The sequence below is a fragment of the Exiguobacterium acetylicum genome, assembly GCF_019890935.1.
In the GTDB taxonomy this organism is placed as follows: Bacteria; Bacillota; Bacilli; order Exiguobacteriales; family Exiguobacteriaceae; genus Exiguobacterium_A; species Exiguobacterium_A abrahamii.
This window is the reverse complement of the sequence record NZ_CP082333.1, coordinates 846,191-866,797: the sequence shown is the minus strand read 5'-3', so window position 1 is coordinate 866,797 and position 20,607 is coordinate 846,191. Positions and strand designations below refer to the sequence as shown.

Genomic DNA, 20,607 nt, shown 5'->3' with positions numbered 1-20,607 from the left:
ATATCATGAACTCCTTCATAGTGTGTTTTCATACGTCTTCATCAATCCAGCAATATTCGAGTTATGCAGGAACAACACGGAGTCGACTTGTTTTTGTTTAGCGAACTGCGAGACGTCGAATGATTTTGGCACATAACGAACGTCGACGACTTCCAGATTGGCACTTTTAGCAAGGAACGGTAAGACGGGATTCGCGAATGAATCCTTTAAGACGAGAATCGTTGGTCGATCATTCTTCGCCTTCTCCTTCATCGACATGACGCCGTGATTGCCGCGCAAGAATACTTCATACCGATCGACGTAATCTCCCTCCTGCTGAACGAAGGATTCATCGATCACCGGGCGACCGCATGCCCCGTCGTAACAGACATCGATCCCTTTGAAGAATGCTGGTCCATAATACGCTAGTTGATCACCAGACGTTGCGTACGCAAGTGTCGTCTTTCGTGCCAATGAACCATAGTAGTCATGTTCATCCTCTTTACGATTAGCTTTTGATGGTGTGACTGGTCGTAAGTCCATCCCTTTCGTAATCGTCTGATACGCCGACGCTGCCCCGTCGATATTCCAGTGATGGTCCGTCTTGAAGTAATCCGTTAACTTTAATTGATCAAGTGACAAATTCGTCATCCCGGCAGCCTTGAAGTCACGAATCATTCCTGCGTACCGTGTCCGTGCGTTCGAAGCAACATACGATGGAATCAACTGATCGCGTTCAGCAATGACCGTCTTCGATGGAGCTAGTGCCATATAAACCGGACGGTCGACTTCTTGAACGAATTTTTGAAACGCGTTCGGAATCTGAACTTGAGTCGAGGCACTCGGTTCGATCATATAGCCATTTTTAGCTGTATAGATCCCATTACGAAAAGGTTGCCTAAAGACATCCTTCGATAGTAGTGCCTGCATCTCAACGAACGTTCCCCGCAACAGCAGTTGATCCGTGAAATACGTCTCCATCTTCAGCATGTCTTTTCCAGTCGCGATTCCTTCGATCGTCGGATCGACCGATTGTGCGAGTGTACGGTTTTCGAGCTGGGAACGTACATGATCCTCTCGGACGATCGTTCCGATACCAATCGTTAACAAGATGAGTAAAAAACTAATCGTCGTCACCCACATCATGATCCGTTCAAAAGAAGTCGTCCGTTTTTGTCCCTGCTTATTTTCTGTTTCAAGTGGCTGTGCCATCAGTAGACCTCCTTTTTAGAAGCGGAAATAGATGAATGGGTTAAACGTACTTGCAACAAGTGCTGATGTCGCCAAAAATAGTAGCAACATCGCATACCCATACTGCATCGTCGTACCAATTCTTCCGAGTGACACGACTAATCGCTCTCCGATGATTTTCGGAATCGGTGTCGCTGCGATACACGCGACAAGCAATAGAACACCATTTTGGACAAGCTGGTAGCTCGCGCGTTCATCCCAAATCACATCTGGTACGAACATCGCTTGAATGTACGTAACGGCTTCTGGGAACGTCTCGGAACGGAAGAATACCCAACCGACCAACACGAGTACGAGCGTCCAAACGGTCGAGAATACTGGCATTTTCTCCAACCATTTCCCGAGAAATGCTTTCTCGAGCATGATCCAGATTCCGTAATACGCTCCCCACGCGACAAACGTCCAACTTGCACCATGCCAAAGACCTGTCAGCATCCAGACAATTGCTAAGTTGCGATACTGTAACCACGGTGAGACACGATTTCCACCAAGCGGGATGTAGACATAATCCCGGAACCACGATCCAAGCGAAATATGCCATCGACGCCAAAATTCAGAAACAGACTTTGAAATGTAGGGATAGTTAAAATTCTCAAGAAAATGAAATCCGAACATCAAAGCTAGTCCAATCGCCATATCACTGTATCCTGAAAAATCGAAATAGATTTGTAAGGCGTAGGCGATGATCCCGATCCAAGCAAGCCCCATCGAGAGATCTTTCATGTTGAAGATGGCATCCGCGACCTGACCACATCCATTGGCAAGAATCAGTTTTTTAGCTAAGCCGATCGTAAACCGACGAACCCCTCGGGCAAAATCGGAAACTGTCTCTTCTCGTGACTCGATTTGGCTCGCAATCGTGTTATAGCGAACGATCGGACCCGCGACGAGTTGGGGAAAGAACGCGATATAAAGGGCGAGGTCAAGCGGATTCTTTTGCACCGCTTCCTTCCCTTTGTAGATGTCGATGACATAACTCATCGCATGGAACGTATAGAACGAGATCCCGAGTGGCAAGACGACTTCTGGGACGAACCATCCTAATCCGAATGTCTCGTTGACTGAACGAACAAAAAATCCGCTGTACTTGAACCAGCCGAGTAACCCCAGATTGACTGCGATCATACTGAACATGATCCATTTGACGCCAATTCGGTGTCGATACAGATCGACGAACAAGGCGAAGAAGTAGTTGATCGTGACGCTCAGTAGCATCAGCAATGCAAAACGCGGTTCTCCGAATGCATAAAAGAATAGACTCGTCACTAATAACCAACCATTTCGGAAGCTGCGTGGGAGTAGGTAATAGACGATCAACACAGTCGGTAAGAACAAAAATAAGAATATCGTCGAACTAAATAGCATACGTCGCTTCCTCCCCTGCCGTGACATGTTGCACAATCTGAATGTCCCGGAGATGGACCCGGAAGCTCCCCTCTTGCAAGAACTTCCATGCCACCTTGAAATACTTCGCTCCTGGTACTCGTTTCATCTGTACATGAACGACTGTCTCATTCGTCAATGTGACGGTTTCCGTTTCCGATCCCATCCGTTTTTTCTGTCCATATTGCATCTTGAATAACTGAACGACACATGGTGCATCGACTTCGAAATGACAGGTCACCTCGATGATGTCTCCTGTAATCGTGGCGTCTGACCGATATAACTTTGAAGGCGGATGTTGAAATCCTTGATCAAACAACTGAATGTACAATTTGTCGTCTGCCGTTGCTTCTTGAAAATCAAAATAGACACCATCTGTAGCATCCTCAAGCAAGATTTTTTCCTGCGTTCCGAATGGAAAGAATTGATAAATCGCTGGAGGAATACGTTGACTCATACAGGTACCTCACTCATGATGGCATCGACGATTCGCTCCGCCGCTTGTCCATCGCCATAAGGATTCGCCGCTTGTGCCATCGATTGGTAGAACACCTGATCCGTCAACAATTGATGACTCATCGTATAAATCATCTCTGGATTCGTCCCGACGAGCTTCAACGTTCCGGCTTCGACTCCCTCTGGACGCTCTGTCGTTTCCCGTAAGACAAGGACAGGCACGCCGAGCGAAGGTGCTTCCTCTTGAATTCCACCTGAGTCGGTCAGAATGAAGGATGCCCGTGCCGCAAGATTATGGAAGTCAAAGACATCAAGCGGTTCGATCAATTGAATCCGCGGATGATGTTCCAAGCGAGCTGCCGCTTCTAGTACGACCGGATTCGGATGAACCGGATAGACGATTTCAATTTCTGGATGATCATTCGCTAACCGTTCGATCGCATCAAAAATCGTTTCTAGTTGTAAATGATTCTCACGGCGATGGACGGTCAGCAAGACAAGTTTTCGTCCCGACTTTTCGAGACGTGATAGGACAGGATGCGTATATGTCGGTGATACAGTCGTCTTCAACGCATCGATGACCGTATTACCGGTTACGATGATCGGTGTCTGCTTGTTCTCAGCACGTAAGTTCATTGCAGCCTGTTCGGTCGGTGCAAAATGATAATCCGCCAACACACCTGTCAATTGACGATTCATCTCTTCTGGGAACGGCGCATACTTTTCATATGTCCGTAGTCCTGCTTCCACATGACCGACTGGAATCTGTTGATAGAACGCCGCTAAAGAAGCAGCGAACGTCGTCGTCGTATCCCCATGGACAAGGACGAGATCCGGCTGTTCCTTTTCGAGGACGCGACGCATCGCGTTTAAAATACGCGCCGTCATTTCCTCTAACGTCTGACGCGGACGCATCAAATCCAAGTCATGGTCCGGAGTGATTTCGAACAGTTCAAGGACCTGATCGAGCATCTCTCGGTGTTGTGCTGTAACGACGACGATTGGTTCGACGTCCTGACGATTTTCAAGTGCTTTGACGACCGGCGCCATTTTGATCGCCTCTGGTCGTGTTCCGAATACAAGCATGACACGTTTCATTTACTTCATCCCCTATCTCATTTCATGACGATCGTTCAATCGTCTCGCCCATCATCTGCTGATTCACGGAACCAATCCGTTCCGTTCGTTTCTTAGCTACGTAATGGGAGGCTTGCTTTTTTGATAACTGTTTGTACCAATATAGATATTTATTGTATTCAGCCAACGTTTCATTCGTCGGACCAAATAGACGTACTTCCCCGTATTCCAACCAAAGGATTTTTGTACAGAAACTCTTTACCTGGCTGAGCGAATGACTGACGAAAAAAATCGTTTTCCCTTGATCGCGGAATTCACGCATCTTATCGAGGCACTTTTCAGTAAACGTTTGGTCTCCGACTGAGAGTGCTTCGTCGATGATCAAGATATCTGGATTAATATGAATCGAGATCGCAAAACCAATCCGAGCGCGCATGCCGCTCGAGTAAGTCTTGACTGGCTGATCGATGAACTCCCCGATGTCAGCGAACTCTAAAATTTCTGGAGTAATCGTCTCGATTTGTCGTTTCGTCAAGCCCATCATCAGCCCTTTTAATTCAATGTTATCTCGCCCTGTCAGTTGACTATTCAATCCACTAGAGATGGCAATCAAGGCTGACTTTCCACCCAATGTGACCCGACCGTACGTCGGTGGTGTCACGTTAGCAAGCAGATGCGATAGTGTCGATTTCCCACTTCCGTTGATGCCAACGACACCGACGATTTCTCCCTCTTCCACAGAAAAGGAGACGTTCTTCAGAGCATAGAACGATTTTCCATTCACCTTACCGAACAACACTTCTTTTAGCTTGTCGATCGGTCGGGCATAGAGCATGTACCGTTTCGATACATTCTCAAACACGACATGACCCATCGTTCTCCCTCCTATACGTAATCGATGAAATAGCGTCGGAATCGAATGTGAATCGATGCTCCAACAAGTAAGATTGCGAGCGTCATACACCAGAAGTACACGCCGTACCACATATGATCGAGCAGATAACCCGTTCCGATGAGTGCTGAGCGATACCCCTCAATCAAATAAACGAGTGGATTTAGCATCAACAACATCTTAAATAACGAGTGATCTGGCGGAATCCACATGATTGGCGTTAAATACATCAGCATGCGGATCGCAGATGTCACCATATTTTGCACATCTCGAATCATCGTCGCAAGTGCGGATAACAATAAGGAAACCGCATAGAGGAATACGACGCCAGCCGGTACGATATATAGGAGTTCAAACGTATGCCATCCCGGGAAGTAACCGAAGGCACATCCTAAAATGATCGTCAAAGCAATCATCGCGAGATGACGGTAGAATTGTGCCAAAATGACATACGCTGGAATCGTACTCAATGGAAAATGCATCTTCGAGACGAGGGCGACCCGACCATAAATCGACCGGGAACCACTTGGAATCGTACTGCCGATGAAGAACCAAGCAATCAATCCGCTGACGAGCCAAAAGACGAACGGAATTCCATCGACTGGATGCCCACCACGAATCCCGAAGCCGAATACGACCCAATAGACACCGATTTGGAGAAGTGGCGTCATGATTTCCCAAAACCAACCCAGGTATTGCATGCTATATTGACTCTTTGTTTCATAAAGCGAGAGTCGAAAGATCAGATATAGATGATCCTTCAACTCTCCCCCAATCGTTCGTAACGCGTTCATATCGCTTTCGCATCCACTTCCGTCACGCGGTGCGTATGCAAATTACCGAAGTTCAGGACTTTGACAGCGTCGAGCGCTTTGACGATCCCTTTCGTATCAAAGAGTAACGGTGTCCGCATGTAGTTTGCAAGACGACGTGAATCGAATTGTTTGAATTCATCGTGATCGACCAAAACGAGTGCTAGATCAGCGCCTTGAATCGCTTCCAGCTCATCGACGAGTTCGAATCGTGTCGAGATCGAACGTTCGACGTGCGGATCACAGACAGCGACGTCAAGTCCACGGTCGAGCAATTGTTCAATGACTTCGACAGCTGGACTCTCGCGCATATCATCGACGTTTCCTTTATACGTGACACCAAAGACAGCGATTTTTGGACGGACACGCGAACCGACGAGACGAGCTGCTTGATCGGCAACGAATTGTGGCATCTGAACGTTCGTTTGTCGCGCCGTATGAATGATGCGTGCAAGCGATGGGGCTTTTGCGACGATGAAGTACGGATCGACTGCGAGACAGTGACCACCCACTCCCGGTCCCGGATGATGCAAGTTCACCCGTGGGTGCATGTTCGCCATCTCGATCACATCTAAAACGTTGATCTCTAGTTGATGACATACTTGCGTCAATTCATTTGCGAGCGCAATGTTGACATCGCGGAACGTATTCTCCATCAACTTCGACATTTCGGCTGTTTTGGCATCGGTCCGGACGATTTCACCTTGAACGAATGTTTCGTAGACGGCAGCCCCTGCCTCCGCACACGCTGGCGTCAAGCCGCCGACGATGCGGTTATTATGGATAAGTTCATGCAAGATTTGTCCTGGCAAGACGCGCTCGGGACAATGGACGACATAAATGTCCTCTCCAATCGTAAATCCAGCTGCTTCGATTAAGGGACGGACATGATCATCCATCGTACGTGGCGCGATCGTCGATTCGACGATGACGACATTTCCTTTTTCCAGGAATGGCAGCATGTTGTTGACCGCTGAAATGACATATTTCAAATCACATGATTTATACGCATCGTTTAAGTTCGGCGTTGGAACGGCGATTAAAAAGACATCGGCTCGTTCTGGCGTAAGTGTCGCTCGGAATTTTCCGTTCGCGACGACCCGTTTGATGACATCCTCGAGTCCTGGTTCCTCAATATGAATCGTTCCCGTGTTCAGAAGATTGACGATTTGTGGATCGATGTCGACACCTACGACTTCCGTGCCGTGATCCGCGAACATCGCAGAAGAAGGTAATCCAATATATCCTAGTCCGATTGTGCAAAGTTTCATTTTGTCATTCCTCCATCGAGTTAGTCATACTAGCCAACAAACGGTCTGTGGCTTGGCTGTAACTAGACCATAACGACATTTCCTTTGCTTTCCAATGCTTCTAACCATCTCTTAAACCATTCTTCACAGACCTTACATTTCCAGTGTTTTCTATCGTTTTTGTAAATCTTATGAAGCTTTCGCGAATCCTTCGTGTCTATTCGAATGAAACAAAACGACTCGTCAGGAATCCGCCTTCATTGCACGTGGATTTCCCTTCGAGTCGTTGACTATTTTTCTTATTTTGCGCCCGATTCCATGAAAATCGAGTCATAGACAGCAAGAAGTCGACCTTTTTCTTGCTCCCAGTTGTATTGTCTCCTTGCTACGCTTGCCCGCTCCTGCATCGCCCGTCGCAAGCTCTCATCCTTCACTAGACGATTGACCGCTGCAGCAATACTCTGCGGGGATTCGACATCGACGATTAATCCAACTCCTTCTGTCTCGACGACACGACGAATTTCTGGTAAGTCGGCCGCGATGACAGGAATCAACGCCGCCATGTATTCGAATAGTTTATTTGAAGAAGCGGAATAATGATTGAAGCAAACGTTCTGGAGAACCTGAAAGCCGACTGTTGCCGCTGCCGTGTAACTGGGTAGTTCAGCAAGCGGAACCTTCTCAATGAAGCGGATACGAGACTTTTCCGATGATTGTGCAGCCAATTGCATCAGTTTCCCTTTTAACTTTCCATCTCCAACGAAAATCAGTGTTCCTCGATCGATGAACGGCATCGCTTCAATGAGTCGCTCCAGTCCACGTCCTTCTTGAATTCCACCCTGATACAACAAAATCGGCTCATCTGGCGCGAGTGCTAACTCTTCGCGTAACGGCCGCGGTTGCGGAATAATCGGTTCGTAAAACGGATAATTGTGCAAGACAGACGGTCGTGTTCCATATAACTTCTGATGGTAATCTGCACGCGTGTCATTTTCAACGATCGTCTGATCGACGAAGTGAAGCAACCAGCGCTCTAATTTCCCTTGCATGCTCCCGTATCCTGTCCGATCGGTCTGGACTTCATGCGAGTCATAGACGATTTGTGCACCACGCGCTGCCCCAATCGCTTGTGGTAACGTATTGACATCGTTCGCATGCATGACGTCATAATCATGCTTCCGGGCAGCACGTGTCATACGAAGAATGCCGAAACTGTTATAGAGGGCGTAACGGATGAATCGACTTCGCATCAGTAAAAAGAGCACGAGCATCACGGGAATAAGCCATGGCGCAAGAAGCGCACCCATCACGCCGATGACAAGTGTCCGTTTTTTCCGTTTGCGAAAGAACGGGAGCCACCTCGCAAAAGGTGGCGTCCGGTCGATTCGAATGACGCGAAACCCTGACATCGGGTATTCGACTTCTGGAAGTGTGCCGTCATTTAGACAGTATAGGTCCACGCGGTGTCCTGCTTCGACGAGTGCTGTACATTCACGCAAGACACGAGCGTCATTCGTAAACGGATTCCAAACAAACATTCCAATTCGCTTCATTCTGCGACCGCCTTTCGTGACTGCGTTTGTTCGATGGCTTCAAACAAACGCTGTTGATTTTGTTCCCAATCAAAATGATGTTGGACGTATGCCACACCTGCACGCCCCATCGCTGCACGTTTCTCTGGATTTCTTGATAACTCGAGAATATGATCGACGATCTCCTCTTTTTTTCGCTGGACAGACACGTAACCCGCTCCTGCCTCTTCGATGACATGCGCCGCGTGTCCGGATACCGCTCCGACGATGGCACACCCCATCGCCATGTAGTCGATGATTTTTCCAGGTGTCACCGTATCGAACGCTGTACTTTCGACGAGTGTTGCAAAGGCAATGTCACTCTTCGCAAGTTGTTTCAACGCATCCCAGCGTGGCATCGCGTCAAGAAATTCGATGTTGGTCAACCCACGTTCCTTGACGAGTCGTTCGAACGTTTGCTTGTGATAGCCGTAACCGACGACTTGAAAACAGATATCTTCCTCTTGTTGAAGTTCCTGTGCGACGTCAAGCAACAAGAACACATCTTGTGCGAGACCGATATTTCCTGTATACACGACGCGGACTTGTTCCGATACTTTTCGGCGTTTGATCAACCACTCATTTTCCTCGATCGAGTTCGGGATATAATGGATTTTTTCGGGTGCAATGCCCCGCCCTTCAATATATGATCGAAACCCCTCACTGTTGATGACCAATTGATCTGCCTGACGATACATCCACTTTTCAAGCCAGTAGAGCGGCGTCAATAAGAGACGCGATTTCGTGATGCCGACGCCAATCAATGATTCCGGCCATAAATCACGTACATCGAGAATCAAAGGAGCCTTTTTGACGTGTTTCGCGACGACCCCGACGAGTCCCATGAAGATGGATGGCGTCGTCGCATAGATGTAGGCATAGGATTTCGGGTCATGTCGCACCTCTTTTACCGCGAGCACGAATTGTTCGACGAATAAACGAAGACGCCGCCATAAATTATTCGTCGCCCGGATGTCACGCGGTTGGATACGGGTTACATGTGCCGTATCAAGGCTCGGTTCATCCCAGAACATCGAATCCGTATAAAGTTCTGCCGTCGGATAGAGCGGTTCTGACGTCAACACATGGACGTCACTTCCGGCTTGTTCCATCCGTTTGAAGATATTCTTCATTCGGTTTGCCGCACTCCCGATTTCCGGATAGAAATTTTGACAAATCATCAAGACGTTCATTGACGACTCCGGCGCTGCTTGAGTTGACGTCGGAACTTCCAGTAGCGGACGACGATTTTTCCGAGCTTTGATCGCGCGAGTGAGCGGTATTTTGATTTCCATGATGCATTCGCCTCCAACAATTCCAGATTTGTCATCAATGATCCTTCGAACCGATCAAGCAGTACGGCATATTGTTCTTCGAGCATCTTGTATTGTTCACGCTGTTCCTGTAGTTGCTGTTCATGACGTAGCACTTCGACTTGAGCGTGTTCCAATTGGTCCGTTTGTTCTCCTAACCGCTGTACTTTTCGTTCTAGATTCTGTTGCTTGCGTTTTAAATCAATGATCGTCGCGAGATGCAATCGTTCCACCTCTTCAAAGGCGTCTTCGAGCCATTCGACTTCCGCTGGTAAAATGGCTCGACCCTCTCGAGGTTCCGGATAGACTTGCATCGTGATCCCTAGCCACTTATCAATCCGCTCGACCGTCTCGATTTTACCGAAGGGTGTCAACTGTTCAAGCAGTCGGTTTAAATAATACGTCCGTTTGTGATCCGCATAATCGTTCACTCCAAATGGAACTGTGATGACAAGTCGTCCTTCTGGTGCGATGAAGGAGACGGCACGGGCGATGAAGCGTTCCGGCTCACCGATATGCTCCAGTACTTCCGTCATCAAGACTGTATCGAATTGAATGTCAGGTGTGTACGTCATGACATTTGCTTCATGTAATTCCACCTTTTCTTTAACGGATGTTGGTTCCTCCAGTAACGCTTGTTTGGCCTCGATGATTGCTTCCGGTAATACATCGATTCCAACGACGTGTTTCCCTTCCCGTCCAAGTAAAATCGGAACGACTCCACCCGAACAACCGATATCTAAAATGTGCTCCCCTTTTGCTTGTCGAATGATCCAGTGCACACGTGCGCGGACTTTTTTACCGAATCCACCGCCTAACTGATCGTAGTAAGCAGCTCGGATTTGATCTTTTGGTCGTGCTGTTTTCATCGATGCCGTCATTTCTGCACCTCCTCGAGTAATAAGTGTTGAAGTCGATCCGTCTCCTGGCGATCTGCAAGCTCCATGAATCGACGAATCAACGGGTTCGTCAACGTGATCGGTTCATAGAAACTGATGATCGTGCGCAACAATGCGACACTCGGTGCGAAATCCTTATCACTGCAGTAGCGTAACTTGACAAGATACCAATGCTCAAAGAAATGCTCGAATCGAGTTTCCTTGTATTCCTCTAGCACTCCATAACGAGCGAATTTCTCAGCGCGTGCCCGCTCTCGGACGACACTTCGTTCGAAGAACTTCACCGTCAATGCATTCACGGTTGATCCTGCAACGGCTGCATAGTAATAGTGGATAACTCGATTGACGAGTAAGACACGGTTCGCGCGAAGCATCAATTCTTGGAAGAACAAGGAGTCCTGACCGACCGCACCGACGACCTGTTCCAATTGATGTTCAAGCAAGAAGGTACGACGGACGACGAGTGCTTGAATGCTTTGTACCGCAAACCGATGTTTCAATAGAAAAGCTTTCGGATCCTCGCAAACCGTTCGTCCTTGTTTACGAATCGTCGGTAAGGCAATGATACTCGTCTTCTCGGCAAGCTTTTTCATATGCCCCGCCACAAAATCAAGTGATGGATCTTTTTCTAGTTCTTGAAGCAAAAAGGCATATCGATCACTGAGTACCTCGTTATCCGGATCAAGGAACGTCACATAGTCAGCTCGTGCCATCTCGACTCCTTTGTTACGCGGACGTGAAGCACTACCGCTTCCGCCTGTCTCGAAGAAATAAGTTCTGACATTTCCATAGCGTCGCGCGAGACGCTCTACGGCTTGACGTGTCGCTATGTCCGTTGATCCATCATCTACGAGTAAAATCTCTGACTCCATGAATCGATCCATCCGCGTTAGACTGGCGAAACATTTATACGTGAGGTGTTTTCCATTGTTATAGATCGGAACGACGACCGACAGTTGCGGAATCCGATTCGTCGGAACTACCGCCTGCTCGTTCCACTCCAATTGATCGAGCAATAGTGTTTTTCCGTTCAGTTCACCTGCTTGGAACATGTCATATCCGATAGCTGATCGCCAAACAATCGCACCGTTTCGATTACCGCTCATCTCTTGTACATGATACGGATGCTCGCTTCCCTTTCGAACGATGCTGGCATCGCTATATTTAAAGCCATTCACGAGGTCCTCTAAATAATATTCGCCGTATGATTCCTCTCCATCCATCCAAGCAACGAGATCGGCTTGATTATAGGTTTGCTCCGTCAACGTATCCGCTGAGACGATTTCATCTGGTGTGAGACTTTGGCGATCGATTGCGTCACGGATGGCTTCCCCGTTTTGAGCGACAACGACTAATAAGCGATGTTCCCGTGTCTCAGGTACTCGTCCAATGAACGCTAGAATCTGATCCATCCGTTCGAAGACTGTATGTTCCGTCATGACGGCACGAAGTCCTTCTGCTCGCAATCGTTCGATTTCTTCTTGCGACGTACGTTCTACGATCGCCGTCGCCTCCTGTGCGTCATGCACGGTGAAGATGTTCGGAAACTCGTTGTTGACGGCGATACTGTAATTCGACAGGATTAAATTCCCGAGTGCTTGCGACTCATAGACGCGACGAGCACACATCGTTTTACTGTACTTGATGCTATTCAGGTTCAAGACCCAGTCGTAACATTTACTAACTTGTTGTAAAGCATCATAAGGAATCGCTGGTGCGACCCGTGATTGATAGCGCTCCGGAAACTGATAGGCTGGTAAGTCAAGATGATAATTCCGATCCACGATATCGAGTTCGTGCGAGGATTGCATCACCCCATCAAACAACATCTCCGTATCTTTCACGCGCTCCGGATATTTCGCCATCCAGCTACCGGCAAATAAAACGCCTTTTTTACGGCTACGTGTCGCTCCGATTGGATTGTGAATCAATGGATTGATACCGAACGGCATCGCCATGATCCGATCATGACCACATAAGACGCGATATTCAGGAATCATCGCCTCATCTGAAGTCAGGACATAATCAGCAGCTTGCGCCACGTCTTGAAACCGTTCATGATTGCTCGGATCTTCCGTTGATTGAAAAACGACTGGAATTCCTTTGGCTTTGACTTCCTGCATCATAGAAAGCAGTCGTTGGCGTTTCTTTGAATTCGGTGTGGCGACACCTTTCCAATCGTCTCCTCGTAACCCCTTCCATGAAGAGACGACTAAAAAGAGATCAATCTCGCGCTCGAAAACTTCTTCGAATGTATGCGCATTGACGTAGTGGAGATGAACGGCATCTTCATAATAGGCGTACATGAATTCCGAGCAGACGATCGCCATCTCGATTGGTCGCTTTTCATAGTAACGCGTCGTCGTCCGGACCGGAATCTCCGAGATATCCAATTGATCTAGTAGTGAAGCTTGGCTATTTTGTCGGTAACGTGTCGTCGTGTTATTAGAAGTTCGAACCGTCGGCAGTCGCAAGACGTCTAGCTGACGGAGTTTTTCGAGTGCATCTTTACTTGCTGTCGTCGCGCTCGTCAGCCGTTTTTTCTCTTCGCGGACCCAGTTCAGTTGTTGCATGATTTGTCGTTTCCATTTTTGATCACTCACACGTAAACACCCTTCCTCTTTTCAACTCTTTCTTAGTCTACGGAAGCAGTTCAAAGGCTACTTGAAGGACTTGCAAGGTTTTTGTAAAGACTTCATGAAGCTTTTTTGGATTTTCCTTACATTCCAGTTCAGTCAACCTGTATTTCCTAGGAAATCGACCACTTTCACTTTCTTGTCCGTGGAAGTCATTCACATGTTTTCAAAAACGAATCCTATGCACCCTCATTGTTTTGGATTTAAAAAACGGGGAAACATTACTACGTACTGATAAAAGGAGATGACTGGACATGTTAAACGAAAAAAATCATGATTTACCAGATGAAAAGGCAGACGTTGGTCTTCACCCGGATCCTGATCCAGCTGAGACATCAGATCCCGGCATCAAGCCTGCGGAAACACAGCATCCGGATCCTGATCCTGAAGAGCTCGAGCGCGATCGAAAAGATTCATGAATCTCACGCCATAGAAAAAGAGGTTGCGGAAATGATTCCGCAACCTCTTTTGGCATGTTTACTTCACTTTTACTAATAGTTTCCCCGTGTTCGATCCATCAAACAATCCGAGGAAAGCATCTGGTACACGATCGAATCCTTCAAAGATCGTCTCTTCGTATTGTAACTTCCCTTCACTAACCCATTGACCGAGCTGCTCAGCCGCTTCCTTGAATCGTTTGCCATAATCGCCCACTAAGAAACCTTGCATGCGCGCACGCGCGATGATTAATTTCGATTGAACACGTGGACCAATGTCCTGTTGTGCGTTATATCCAGAAATGGCACCGCAGACTGGTACCCGTGCGAATGGATTGAGTCGATCAAGGACTGCATCACCGATTTCCCCACCGACGTTTTCAAAGTAGACATCGATGCCGTCTGGACATGTCCGGTCTAACGCTTCCCGGATGTCTTCCGTTTTATAATTGATGACTTCATCAAAACCAAGATCTGCTTTTAAGTGTTGTAGCTTTTCGTCACTTCCTGCGATTCCGACGACACGTGCGCCTTTGATTTTAGCGATTTGACCAACGATCGATCCAACAGCCCCCGCTGCTGCCGATACGACGACCGTTTCCCCTGGTTGTGGATTCCCGATATCAAGTAATCCGAAATACGCTGTCATCCCTGTCATTCCGAGAACACCGAGTGCCGTTGAAATCGGTGCGATCTGCTCATCGATTTTACGAACGGTTTTCGCATCGACGACTGCTTTTGTTGCCCAATCGAGCATCCCGACAACGACATCACCTGACTTGAGACCTTCACTTTTAGACTCGATGACACGTGCTACGACACCTCCGTGAATCGGTTCATCAATCTCAAATGGTTGCGAATAAGAACGTGCATCGTTCATACGACCCCGCATATATGGATCGACCGAGATATAGAGTGACTCTAATGCGACTTGTCCTTCCTTCAGCTCTGCTAACTCAAATGATTCATAGCGGAATGTTTCCCCTGTTGGTTTTCCGTCTGGTCGTGCTGCTAATACGATACGTTGTTCTGACATGATTCATGACCTCCTCATTCAATGTACTTCTTCACTGTAACAATTCCGTTTCTGAAAGACGAATCCTTTGCTCGTTTGGAATTTTCTAACTTTTCCTTGACGTCCTTCTGTTCTTACCGTAAGATAAAACACAATTCATAACTTTTATACTGTTATGCACAAAAGCGTTACATAAGGAGAGGACTTGTATGGATTCATCTATTTTGCGTCAGCCGCGTCAATTTGCTGTTCATGTTTTAAACGGACTCAGTATCGGAATTCTCGTTGCCCTTATTCCAGGAGCACTACTCGGTGAACTCGCTAAGGCATTGTTGCCATATGTGTCCGGAGCCCAACATGTTTTAGATGCCACCACACTCGCGATGCGCCTTTTGCCGATGGTGATTGGTGTTGCCGTAGCCATGCAATTTAAAGTGACACCGATTGCCACCACGTCGATTGGACTCGCGACGGTCGTTGGCTCAGGTGTTGCGACTCGTGCAGATGCGACGTTCGTCTTCGTCGGTACGGGTGACGTCATCAATGCCGGACTGACGGCAGCTGTTGCGACGGCAATCGTCTTATTGATCGGTGAACGTTTCAAGACGTATACGGTGCTTGTCATGCCAACGATTTTGATTGTCGGTGCCGGTGGGATTGGTGTATTGACGTATCCGTTCGTGACACGGATCACGACAGCGATCGGACATGTCATCTCAGACTTTACGGCACTTCAACCCGTCTTAATGGGTATTCTGATTGCGATTACTTTTTCCGTACTGATCGTCTCTCCGCTTTCAACGGTCGGTATTGCGACCGCCATCAGTCTATCGGGTGTTGCCGCCGGAGCTGCAAATCTAGGCGTCTGTGCCGCTGGATTCGGTCTTGCAATTGCCGGATGGCAAGCCAATTCGCGCGGAACGTCGATTGCTCATTTTCTTGGTTCTCCTAAAATCCAGATGGCGAACTTCATTCGTAATCCCTTGATGATTCTTCCTGTCATGTGTAGTGCTGCTATCCTTGGCGCACTAGCAGGAATGCTCGGCGTCCAAGGTACACCGTTCAGTGCCGGTTTCGGAATGTCTGGATTAATCGGTCCGATCAATGCGTTACATCTGATGTCAGGAGGCTGGACATTGTTCAACATGACATTCGTTCTGGGATTATTCATCGTCTTGCCGGTCATCCTTTGTCTATTGTTCCATATGCTCTTCCGAAGATTCCGTCCATGGATGAGTGCAGAGCCATACCGACTGGATTTCGAGTAAGTTCATCGTAATCACTCTTTCAGCACAAAAAAAAGCCAAGCCGACCGTCTAAAAAATCGACGGATTGAGCTTGGCTTTTTGTACATTTATTTGATTACTGATAGTAAGTCAAGCGGTGTTTCGATGACATGATCCGCCGAATCCCACTCGGATTGTGTCCCAAAACCGTACTGGCATAAGACGACCGGCATCTTTTCCTTACGGGCCGCTTCAACATCGGAAGACCGATCCCCGATCATCCAGTAGGACTCTTCCCCAAACTCCTCACGGTGCGCTCGCAAGATATCCGCCTTTTCTTTCCCGTTGACGGATTCTAAGCATTTCGGACTCGTGAAGAACGAACGAATGTCTTGGCTATCCAGCACAAGGTTTAGATAGTGGTTGCCACAATTACTCGCAGTTGAAATGGTATGTCCCGCAGACACTAGCGCTTCTAATAAAGATCGAATTCCGTCGAACAAGACGTTCTGTTCTGCCATCGTCGCTTCTAGATGACCATGTCTTTTTTTACGAATCAACCGAATATCCTCTTCTGAGGCTTCCGGAATCGCCTTACGCCAAAAGGCACTTCCTGCTAAACCATAGCTTGCTTGTACACTTGCTTGAGAAGGTTTTGGAAGATGCGGCATGTCCTCCATCGCCCGATGGATTGCTTCTGTCATCTGTTCCGTTGAATCGATCAATGTACCGTCAATATCGAATAAGATAATTGCCATGTTCCCACTCCTTTTAGATCTCTTTTTTTGCTTTTCTCTTTTTTTGAATCAAGTAGCCAACCGTAATCAACACACCTAAACCAATCCAAACTATTGGATGATTGAGATGGTGCAATTTTCGCCATTCATGCCCGACGGCTTTCCCGCCCCAAATGAAGATCGCTGACCAAAGGAAAAAGGAAATCGTCGTCACGACGGTAAACGTCCAGCGTGAAACACCAGTCAGACCGGCACCAATTGCAAATCCGATGCGCCACATTGGAGACAGAAGAAGGATATAGCGTCCCTTCGTCTCCATTTGTGTCTGAAACTGAAGCATTTTTGTTTCCGAAATCCGAAACCATTTGAACAAACGATTCAATAACCGTTCACTCCCGAACTGACCAATCGTAAAGAAGAGGTTCTGACTAATGACGAAGCTCACTACAGCGAGGAACAACATGAATAAAAGATTCGCCTGTGCGGTGTGCACGAGATATCCGGCATACGCGAGCGGTACTTCGCTCGGTATGAATGGAAACATGAGCGTCATCATGATCCCGATATAACCGTATGATTCCATCCAGTGGTGTCCCATCTTCGCCCTCCCCCTCTCTTTACCAACTATTTCTAGTGTATCGAACTTTCAAGAGGGCGTACAGGAAACGGCTCTTTTTACATCAGAAAGAGCGACTTCTCATAGTGAAGTCGCTCGGATCATTATCTATATGATTAATACGCATCCTCACTTTGTACTGGTTGCGTACGGCGCTTTTGTTGTTCATCTTGCCAGTCACTGAAACGTGTCAATTCTTCAAAGACTGTTTTCGTGACGAAAAGGATGACCGCGATATCGTCTGCGAAACCAAATCCGAGTACGAAATCAGGTACGAGGTCAATCGGTGACACGAGGTAAATCAACGCTCCGATTACTTTTAAGATCGTCGTACGACGAATGTTGCGATATTCACCTGACTGATACGCGCGAATCATATCGACGAACAACGTCAACGGTGAGAAGACGACGGACAAACGAGAGTTACCGTTTACCTTTGCAGTTGCTCGTTGTAACAGCGAGTTCGTCTTTTTCGGGCGATCGATATAATCTTTTGCATCTTCGGCATATTGATTTTGTTGTTTTTCTAATTGTTGATTCGAGAATTTCATTCCTGTTTTCCCCCATTCTAAAGTAACTTCAACGCTTTTCTATTTCCCTGTTCCTACGGATGATAATCCTGTCAGGTTTCAGGATATGATGGAACGGTAAAAAAGGGAGAGAAGCGTTACAGAAAGGATGATTTTTATGAATCATGTTAATCAAACCGTCATCATTACGGGAGCCGCGAATGGAATTGGTGCAGAACTCGCCCGCACCTACGCTGCGCATGGCGCAAATGTCGTTCTTGCTGACATCGATCAGATGACAGGAGACGAACTGGTCCAACAAATCGAAGAAGATGGAGGGACGGCTTACTTCTATCACCTCGATATCCAACACGAAAAAGACGTTCAACTGTTGATTGAGAAAGCGATTGAACATACTGGTCGCATCGACATCGTCATCAATAACGCCGGTATCATGATTCGAAAACCCTTACTCGAATTGTCACTTGAGGAATGGGATCGGGTTCATCATACGAACCTGCGTAGTATCTTTTTAACGACTAAGGCCGCTACACCTTATTTGAAACAAAGTAAAAGTGGTGGTCGGATCGTCAACCTGGCTTCGACACGCGCCTTCATGTCGGAACCGCATACAGAATCTTATGCATCGACGAAAGGTGGCATTTTTGCACTGACCCATGCACTTGCTGTCTCACTCGGGGAAGACGGAATTCTCGTCAACGCGATTGCTCCGGGTTGGATCGAAACCGGTGACTATCAAGAATTATCACCTGAAGACCACAGTCAGCATCCAGCTGGTCGCGTCGGAAAACCAAGTGATGTCGCACGTGCAGCTCTTTATCTAACGCATCCAGATAACGACTTCTTGACGGGCGAAACATTGGTCCTAGACGGTGGGATGACACGAAAGATGATTTATGAAGAATGATGCGGATGGAGTGCCTTTCGGGGCACTTTTTCATTTTACAAAAACTATATTTATACCTTTTTCAAACATTAATAAACCTTCTATTCATACGATGTTACAAAAATATATCTTCTGACATCATTCGGAAATCAATCAATTACACAATGATTTTTCCCTTCATATCAACATTTTCTATTTATCCTTCTGTTCACGCATCATTATTTTCATAAATTCTTCATACTTTCTGCTAGCTTCTCTTGTATTTTTTTAAAAGAATTGTAAAGTGGATTTTCCGATTTTCTTGTTAGAGTGGGAAAGGTAACACTTCATAAGGGAAAGGAATGACGCTTAGTTTATGAAACGACCTTTCGGAAAGTCACTCGGGCTATCGCTCATGACACTCACTTTACTCGCAAGTCCGCTCATGACGACAACTCCCGTCGACGCGGCAAGTTCATATAAAGAAAAGCAACAACAAAACCAGCAACAACAATCGAAGCAACGCGAGGTGTTGTCTCAAAAAAATAATCAATTATCTAAAGCACAGCAACAAGTCTACGCCCTGGATCAACAGATTAACGGGCTGACATTACAAGTCGTCGAGAATCAAAAGAAAATCGACGAAAACACGAAACAGATTGCTCGATTAGAAGATAAGATTGAGAAGTTGCAAAAGAAAATCAAGAAGCAAGAAAAAATGCTCGGTGATCGTCTGGCGGTTCGTCAGTCTAAAGCCGATAATGCCCCGCTACTTGAAGCCGTCTTCGGTGCAAAAGATGTCGGTGATATGATTAGCCGTTTCAATGCCTTCAATACGATTGCGGAAAGCGATGCTTCTTTATTAAAAGATTACGAATCAAACAAAAAAGAACTGGCAACTGCGAAAGAAGAGCTGAAGCAGACACGCCAAGACTTGATTGAAGATCGTAATGTTTTAAAAAAGAAACAACGTGAACTAAAACAAGAAAAACAAAAGCGCACAGCACTGTTGAAACGCTTGACGTCACAAAAGAAAAAAATCGAATCCAACATCCTCAGCCTGAAAGAGGCATCGGCCCAACTGAAGGCACAGGAAGCAGCTGAAAAAGCAGCAGCACGAGCAGCAAAGGCAGCTGCCGCAAAAGCTGCGAAACAATCGGCAGCACCAGCATCTGTTAGCAAAGCTAGTACGAAAGTCATCTCAAAAGCAAAAGGTAAATTCATCAAACCTGCTCAAGGTTCTGTTTCGCAAGGAATGGGTGCAGCAAGCGGAAGTAATGGTTATGCGTACCACAATGGAACCGACTTCGCTGGTCCACTCAACTCGCCAATCGTTGCATCTGCAAGCGGGACAGTCATCTTAGCAAGTTCAGGCGGTCCTTACGGCAACCACGTCTATATCTCTCATAATATCGACGGGAAAACATATACGACCGTGTATGCCCATATGAATGCCTTAAACGTTAAACAGGGACAACAAGTCAAACAAGGACAGCAAATCGGTGTTCTCGGAAGCACCGGTAACTCGACTGGTCCACACTTGCATTTTGAAATCCACGATGGTGGATACCAGTATGATGCGAATGGACGGACGAATGAGCTCGATCCAGAAAGCTTCTTCTAAGTCGATTCAAGAAAAAGTGCACGCCTTCTCTTCCCAAG

The 20,607-nt window shown here is 47.0% G+C and carries 18 protein-coding genes and 1 pseudogene; 4 read left to right on the top strand and 15 right to left on the bottom strand.

Going from position 1 to position 20,607, the window contains the following annotated elements:
* Positions 1–15: 15 nt before the first annotated feature.
* The 11 genes and pseudogenes from K7G97_RS04460 to K7G97_RS04410 all read right to left on the bottom strand — a co-directional run bounded on the left by K7G97_RS04460 (position 16) and on the right by K7G97_RS04410 (position 13,486).
* Positions 16–1,191: a DHHW family protein gene (locus K7G97_RS04460; protein WP_223041459.1), complete on the bottom strand. Its 1,176-nt coding sequence runs from the start codon at positions 1,189–1,191 to the stop codon at positions 16–18.
* A 15-nt stretch (positions 1,192–1,206) separates the two neighbouring features.
* Entirely contained in the window at positions 1,207–2,595 is a 1,389-nt protein-coding gene (locus K7G97_RS04455) for an MBOAT family O-acyltransferase (RefSeq protein ID WP_223041458.1), read from the bottom strand.
* Positions 2,585–3,070: a hypothetical protein gene (locus tag K7G97_RS04450; RefSeq protein ID WP_064300327.1), complete on the bottom strand. Its 486-nt coding sequence runs from the start codon at positions 3,068–3,070 to the stop codon at positions 2,585–2,587. The genes K7G97_RS04455 and K7G97_RS04450 overlap by 11 nt, the downstream gene beginning before the upstream one ends.
* The gene (wecB, locus tag K7G97_RS04445; protein ID WP_223041457.1) at positions 3,067–4,167 is read right to left on the bottom strand and encodes a non-hydrolyzing UDP-N-acetylglucosamine 2-epimerase; all 1,101 of its coding nucleotides are present in this window, start codon (positions 4,165–4,167) and stop codon (positions 3,067–3,069) included. Before wecB ends, K7G97_RS04450 begins: the two co-directional genes overlap by 4 nt.
* A gap of 112 nt (positions 4,168–4,279) precedes the next feature.
* Positions 4,280–5,020: pseudogene (gene tagH / locus K7G97_RS04440) on the bottom strand (teichoic acids export ABC transporter ATP-binding subunit TagH); the annotation flags it as partial.
* An 11-nt stretch (positions 5,021–5,031) separates the two neighbouring features.
* The gene (locus K7G97_RS04435) at positions 5,032–5,832 is read right to left on the bottom strand and encodes an ABC transporter permease (protein ID WP_023467468.1); all 801 of its coding nucleotides are present in this window, start codon (positions 5,830–5,832) and stop codon (positions 5,032–5,034) included.
* Positions 5,829–7,121, bottom strand: coding sequence for a nucleotide sugar dehydrogenase (locus K7G97_RS04430; RefSeq protein WP_223041455.1), 1,293 nt, complete (start codon positions 7,119–7,121; stop codon positions 5,829–5,831). Before K7G97_RS04430 ends, K7G97_RS04435 begins: the two co-directional genes overlap by 4 nt.
* Before the next feature lie 278 nt (positions 7,122–7,399).
* Positions 7,400–8,653 (bottom strand): glycosyltransferase, encoded by a 1,254-nt coding sequence (locus tag K7G97_RS04425; protein ID WP_223041454.1) that lies wholly within the window; start codon positions 8,651–8,653, stop codon positions 7,400–7,402.
* Positions 8,650–9,966 (bottom strand): glycosyltransferase family 4 protein, encoded by a 1,317-nt coding sequence (locus K7G97_RS04420; RefSeq protein WP_262415795.1) that lies wholly within the window; start codon positions 9,964–9,966, stop codon positions 8,650–8,652. Before K7G97_RS04420 ends, K7G97_RS04425 begins: the two co-directional genes overlap by 4 nt.
* The gene (locus tag K7G97_RS04415) at positions 9,861–10,865 is read right to left on the bottom strand and encodes a class I SAM-dependent methyltransferase (protein WP_262415794.1); all 1,005 of its coding nucleotides are present in this window, start codon (positions 10,863–10,865) and stop codon (positions 9,861–9,863) included. The genes K7G97_RS04420 and K7G97_RS04415 overlap by 106 nt, the downstream gene beginning before the upstream one ends.
* Positions 10,862–13,486, bottom strand: coding sequence for a glycosyltransferase (locus tag K7G97_RS04410; protein WP_223041453.1), 2,625 nt, complete (start codon positions 13,484–13,486; stop codon positions 10,862–10,864). The genes K7G97_RS04415 and K7G97_RS04410 overlap by 4 nt, the downstream gene beginning before the upstream one ends.
* Before the next feature lie 287 nt (positions 13,487–13,773).
* On the opposite strand from K7G97_RS04410, the gene K7G97_RS04405 reads away from it, so the two are divergent.
* Positions 13,774–13,938, top strand: coding sequence for a hypothetical protein (locus K7G97_RS04405; RefSeq protein WP_023467459.1), 165 nt, complete (start codon positions 13,774–13,776; stop codon positions 13,936–13,938).
* A 58-nt stretch (positions 13,939–13,996) separates the two neighbouring features.
* On the opposite strand, the gene K7G97_RS04400 is transcribed toward K7G97_RS04405, so the two are convergent.
* Complete coding sequence (locus tag K7G97_RS04400; RefSeq protein WP_223041452.1) at positions 13,997–14,992, bottom strand: NADP-dependent oxidoreductase; 996 nt, start codon at positions 14,990–14,992, stop codon at positions 13,997–13,999.
* A gap of 188 nt (positions 14,993–15,180) precedes the next feature.
* Here K7G97_RS04400 and K7G97_RS04395 point away from each other — a divergent pair, with 188 nt between their 5' ends.
* The gene (locus tag K7G97_RS04395) at positions 15,181–16,239 is read left to right on the top strand and encodes a PTS sugar transporter subunit IIC (protein WP_223041451.1); all 1,059 of its coding nucleotides are present in this window, start codon (positions 15,181–15,183) and stop codon (positions 16,237–16,239) included.
* Positions 16,240–16,325: 86 nt separating this feature from the next.
* On the opposite strand, the gene K7G97_RS04390 is transcribed toward K7G97_RS04395, so the two are convergent.
* From K7G97_RS04390 to K7G97_RS04380, 3 genes are all read right to left on the bottom strand, one after another.
* Positions 16,326–16,955, bottom strand: coding sequence for an HAD family hydrolase (locus tag K7G97_RS04390; RefSeq protein WP_223041450.1), 630 nt, complete (start codon positions 16,953–16,955; stop codon positions 16,326–16,328).
* 13 nt (positions 16,956–16,968) lie between these two features.
* A complete protein-coding gene (locus K7G97_RS04385) occupies positions 16,969–17,532 on the bottom strand; it encodes a DedA family protein (protein WP_035398399.1) in 564 nt (187 codons plus the stop codon).
* Positions 17,533–17,666: 134 nt separating this feature from the next.
* Positions 17,667–18,101: a YkvA family protein gene (locus K7G97_RS04380; protein WP_029341012.1), complete on the bottom strand. Its 435-nt coding sequence runs from the start codon at positions 18,099–18,101 to the stop codon at positions 17,667–17,669.
* Positions 18,102–18,237: 136 nt separating this feature from the next.
* Between K7G97_RS04380 and K7G97_RS04375 the strand changes: the two genes are divergently transcribed.
* Both K7G97_RS04375 and K7G97_RS04370 read left to right on the top strand, forming a co-directional pair.
* Positions 18,238–18,987: an SDR family NAD(P)-dependent oxidoreductase gene (locus tag K7G97_RS04375; RefSeq protein WP_035409264.1), complete on the top strand. Its 750-nt coding sequence runs from the start codon at positions 18,238–18,240 to the stop codon at positions 18,985–18,987.
* Positions 18,988–19,321: 334 nt separating this feature from the next.
* A complete protein-coding gene (locus K7G97_RS04370; RefSeq protein WP_223041449.1) occupies positions 19,322–20,569 on the top strand; it encodes a murein hydrolase activator EnvC family protein in 1,248 nt (415 codons plus the stop codon).
* Positions 20,570–20,607 lie beyond the last annotated feature (38 nt).

What these genes read in the sequence shown, in the direction of transcription:
- K7G97_RS04415 (WP_262415794.1), bottom strand. Translation starts at nt 10,865, where the DNA reads ATGACGGCATCGATGAAAACAGCACGACCAAAAGATCAAATCCGAGCT.
- K7G97_RS04400 (WP_223041452.1), bottom strand. Translation starts at nt 14,992, where the DNA reads ATGTCAGAACAACGTATCGTATTAGCAGCACGACCAGACGGAAAACCA.
- K7G97_RS04395 (WP_223041451.1), top strand. Translation starts at nt 15,181, where the DNA reads ATGGATTCATCTATTTTGCGTCAGCCGCGTCAATTTGCTGTTCATGTT.
- K7G97_RS04460 (WP_223041459.1), bottom strand. Translation starts at nt 1,191, where the DNA reads ATGGCACAGCCACTTGAAACAGAAAATAAGCAGGGACAAAAACGGACG.
- K7G97_RS04420 (WP_262415795.1), bottom strand. Translation starts at nt 9,966, where the DNA reads ATGGAAATCAAAATACCGCTCACTCGCGCGATCAAAGCTCGGAAAAAT.
- wecB (WP_223041457.1), bottom strand. Translation starts at nt 4,167, where the DNA reads ATGAAACGTGTCATGCTTGTATTCGGAACACGACCAGAGGCGATCAAA.
- K7G97_RS04390 (WP_223041450.1), bottom strand. Translation starts at nt 16,955, where the DNA reads ATGGCAATTATCTTATTCGATATTGACGGTACATTGATCGATTCAACG.
- K7G97_RS04385 (WP_035398399.1), bottom strand. Translation starts at nt 17,532, where the DNA reads ATGGGACACCACTGGATGGAATCATACGGTTATATCGGGATCATGATG.
- K7G97_RS04435 (WP_023467468.1), bottom strand. Translation starts at nt 5,832, where the DNA reads ATGAACGCGTTACGAACGATTGGGGGAGAGTTGAAGGATCATCTATAT.
- K7G97_RS04430 (WP_223041455.1), bottom strand. Translation starts at nt 7,121, where the DNA reads ATGAAACTTTGCACAATCGGACTAGGATATATTGGATTACCTTCTTCT.
- K7G97_RS04455 (WP_223041458.1), bottom strand. Translation starts at nt 2,595, where the DNA reads ATGCTATTTAGTTCGACGATATTCTTATTTTTGTTCTTACCGACTGTG.
- K7G97_RS04405 (WP_023467459.1), top strand. Translation starts at nt 13,774, where the DNA reads ATGTTAAACGAAAAAAATCATGATTTACCAGATGAAAAGGCAGACGTT.
- K7G97_RS04380 (WP_029341012.1), bottom strand. Translation starts at nt 18,101, where the DNA reads ATGAAATTCTCGAATCAACAATTAGAAAAACAACAAAATCAATATGCC.
- K7G97_RS04425 (WP_223041454.1), bottom strand. Translation starts at nt 8,653, where the DNA reads ATGAAGCGAATTGGAATGTTTGTTTGGAATCCGTTTACGAATGACGCT.
- K7G97_RS04375 (WP_035409264.1), top strand. Translation starts at nt 18,238, where the DNA reads ATGAATCATGTTAATCAAACCGTCATCATTACGGGAGCCGCGAATGGA.
- K7G97_RS04450 (WP_064300327.1), bottom strand. Translation starts at nt 3,070, where the DNA reads ATGAGTCAACGTATTCCTCCAGCGATTTATCAATTCTTTCCATTCGGA.
- K7G97_RS04370 (WP_223041449.1), top strand. Translation starts at nt 19,322, where the DNA reads ATGAAACGACCTTTCGGAAAGTCACTCGGGCTATCGCTCATGACACTC.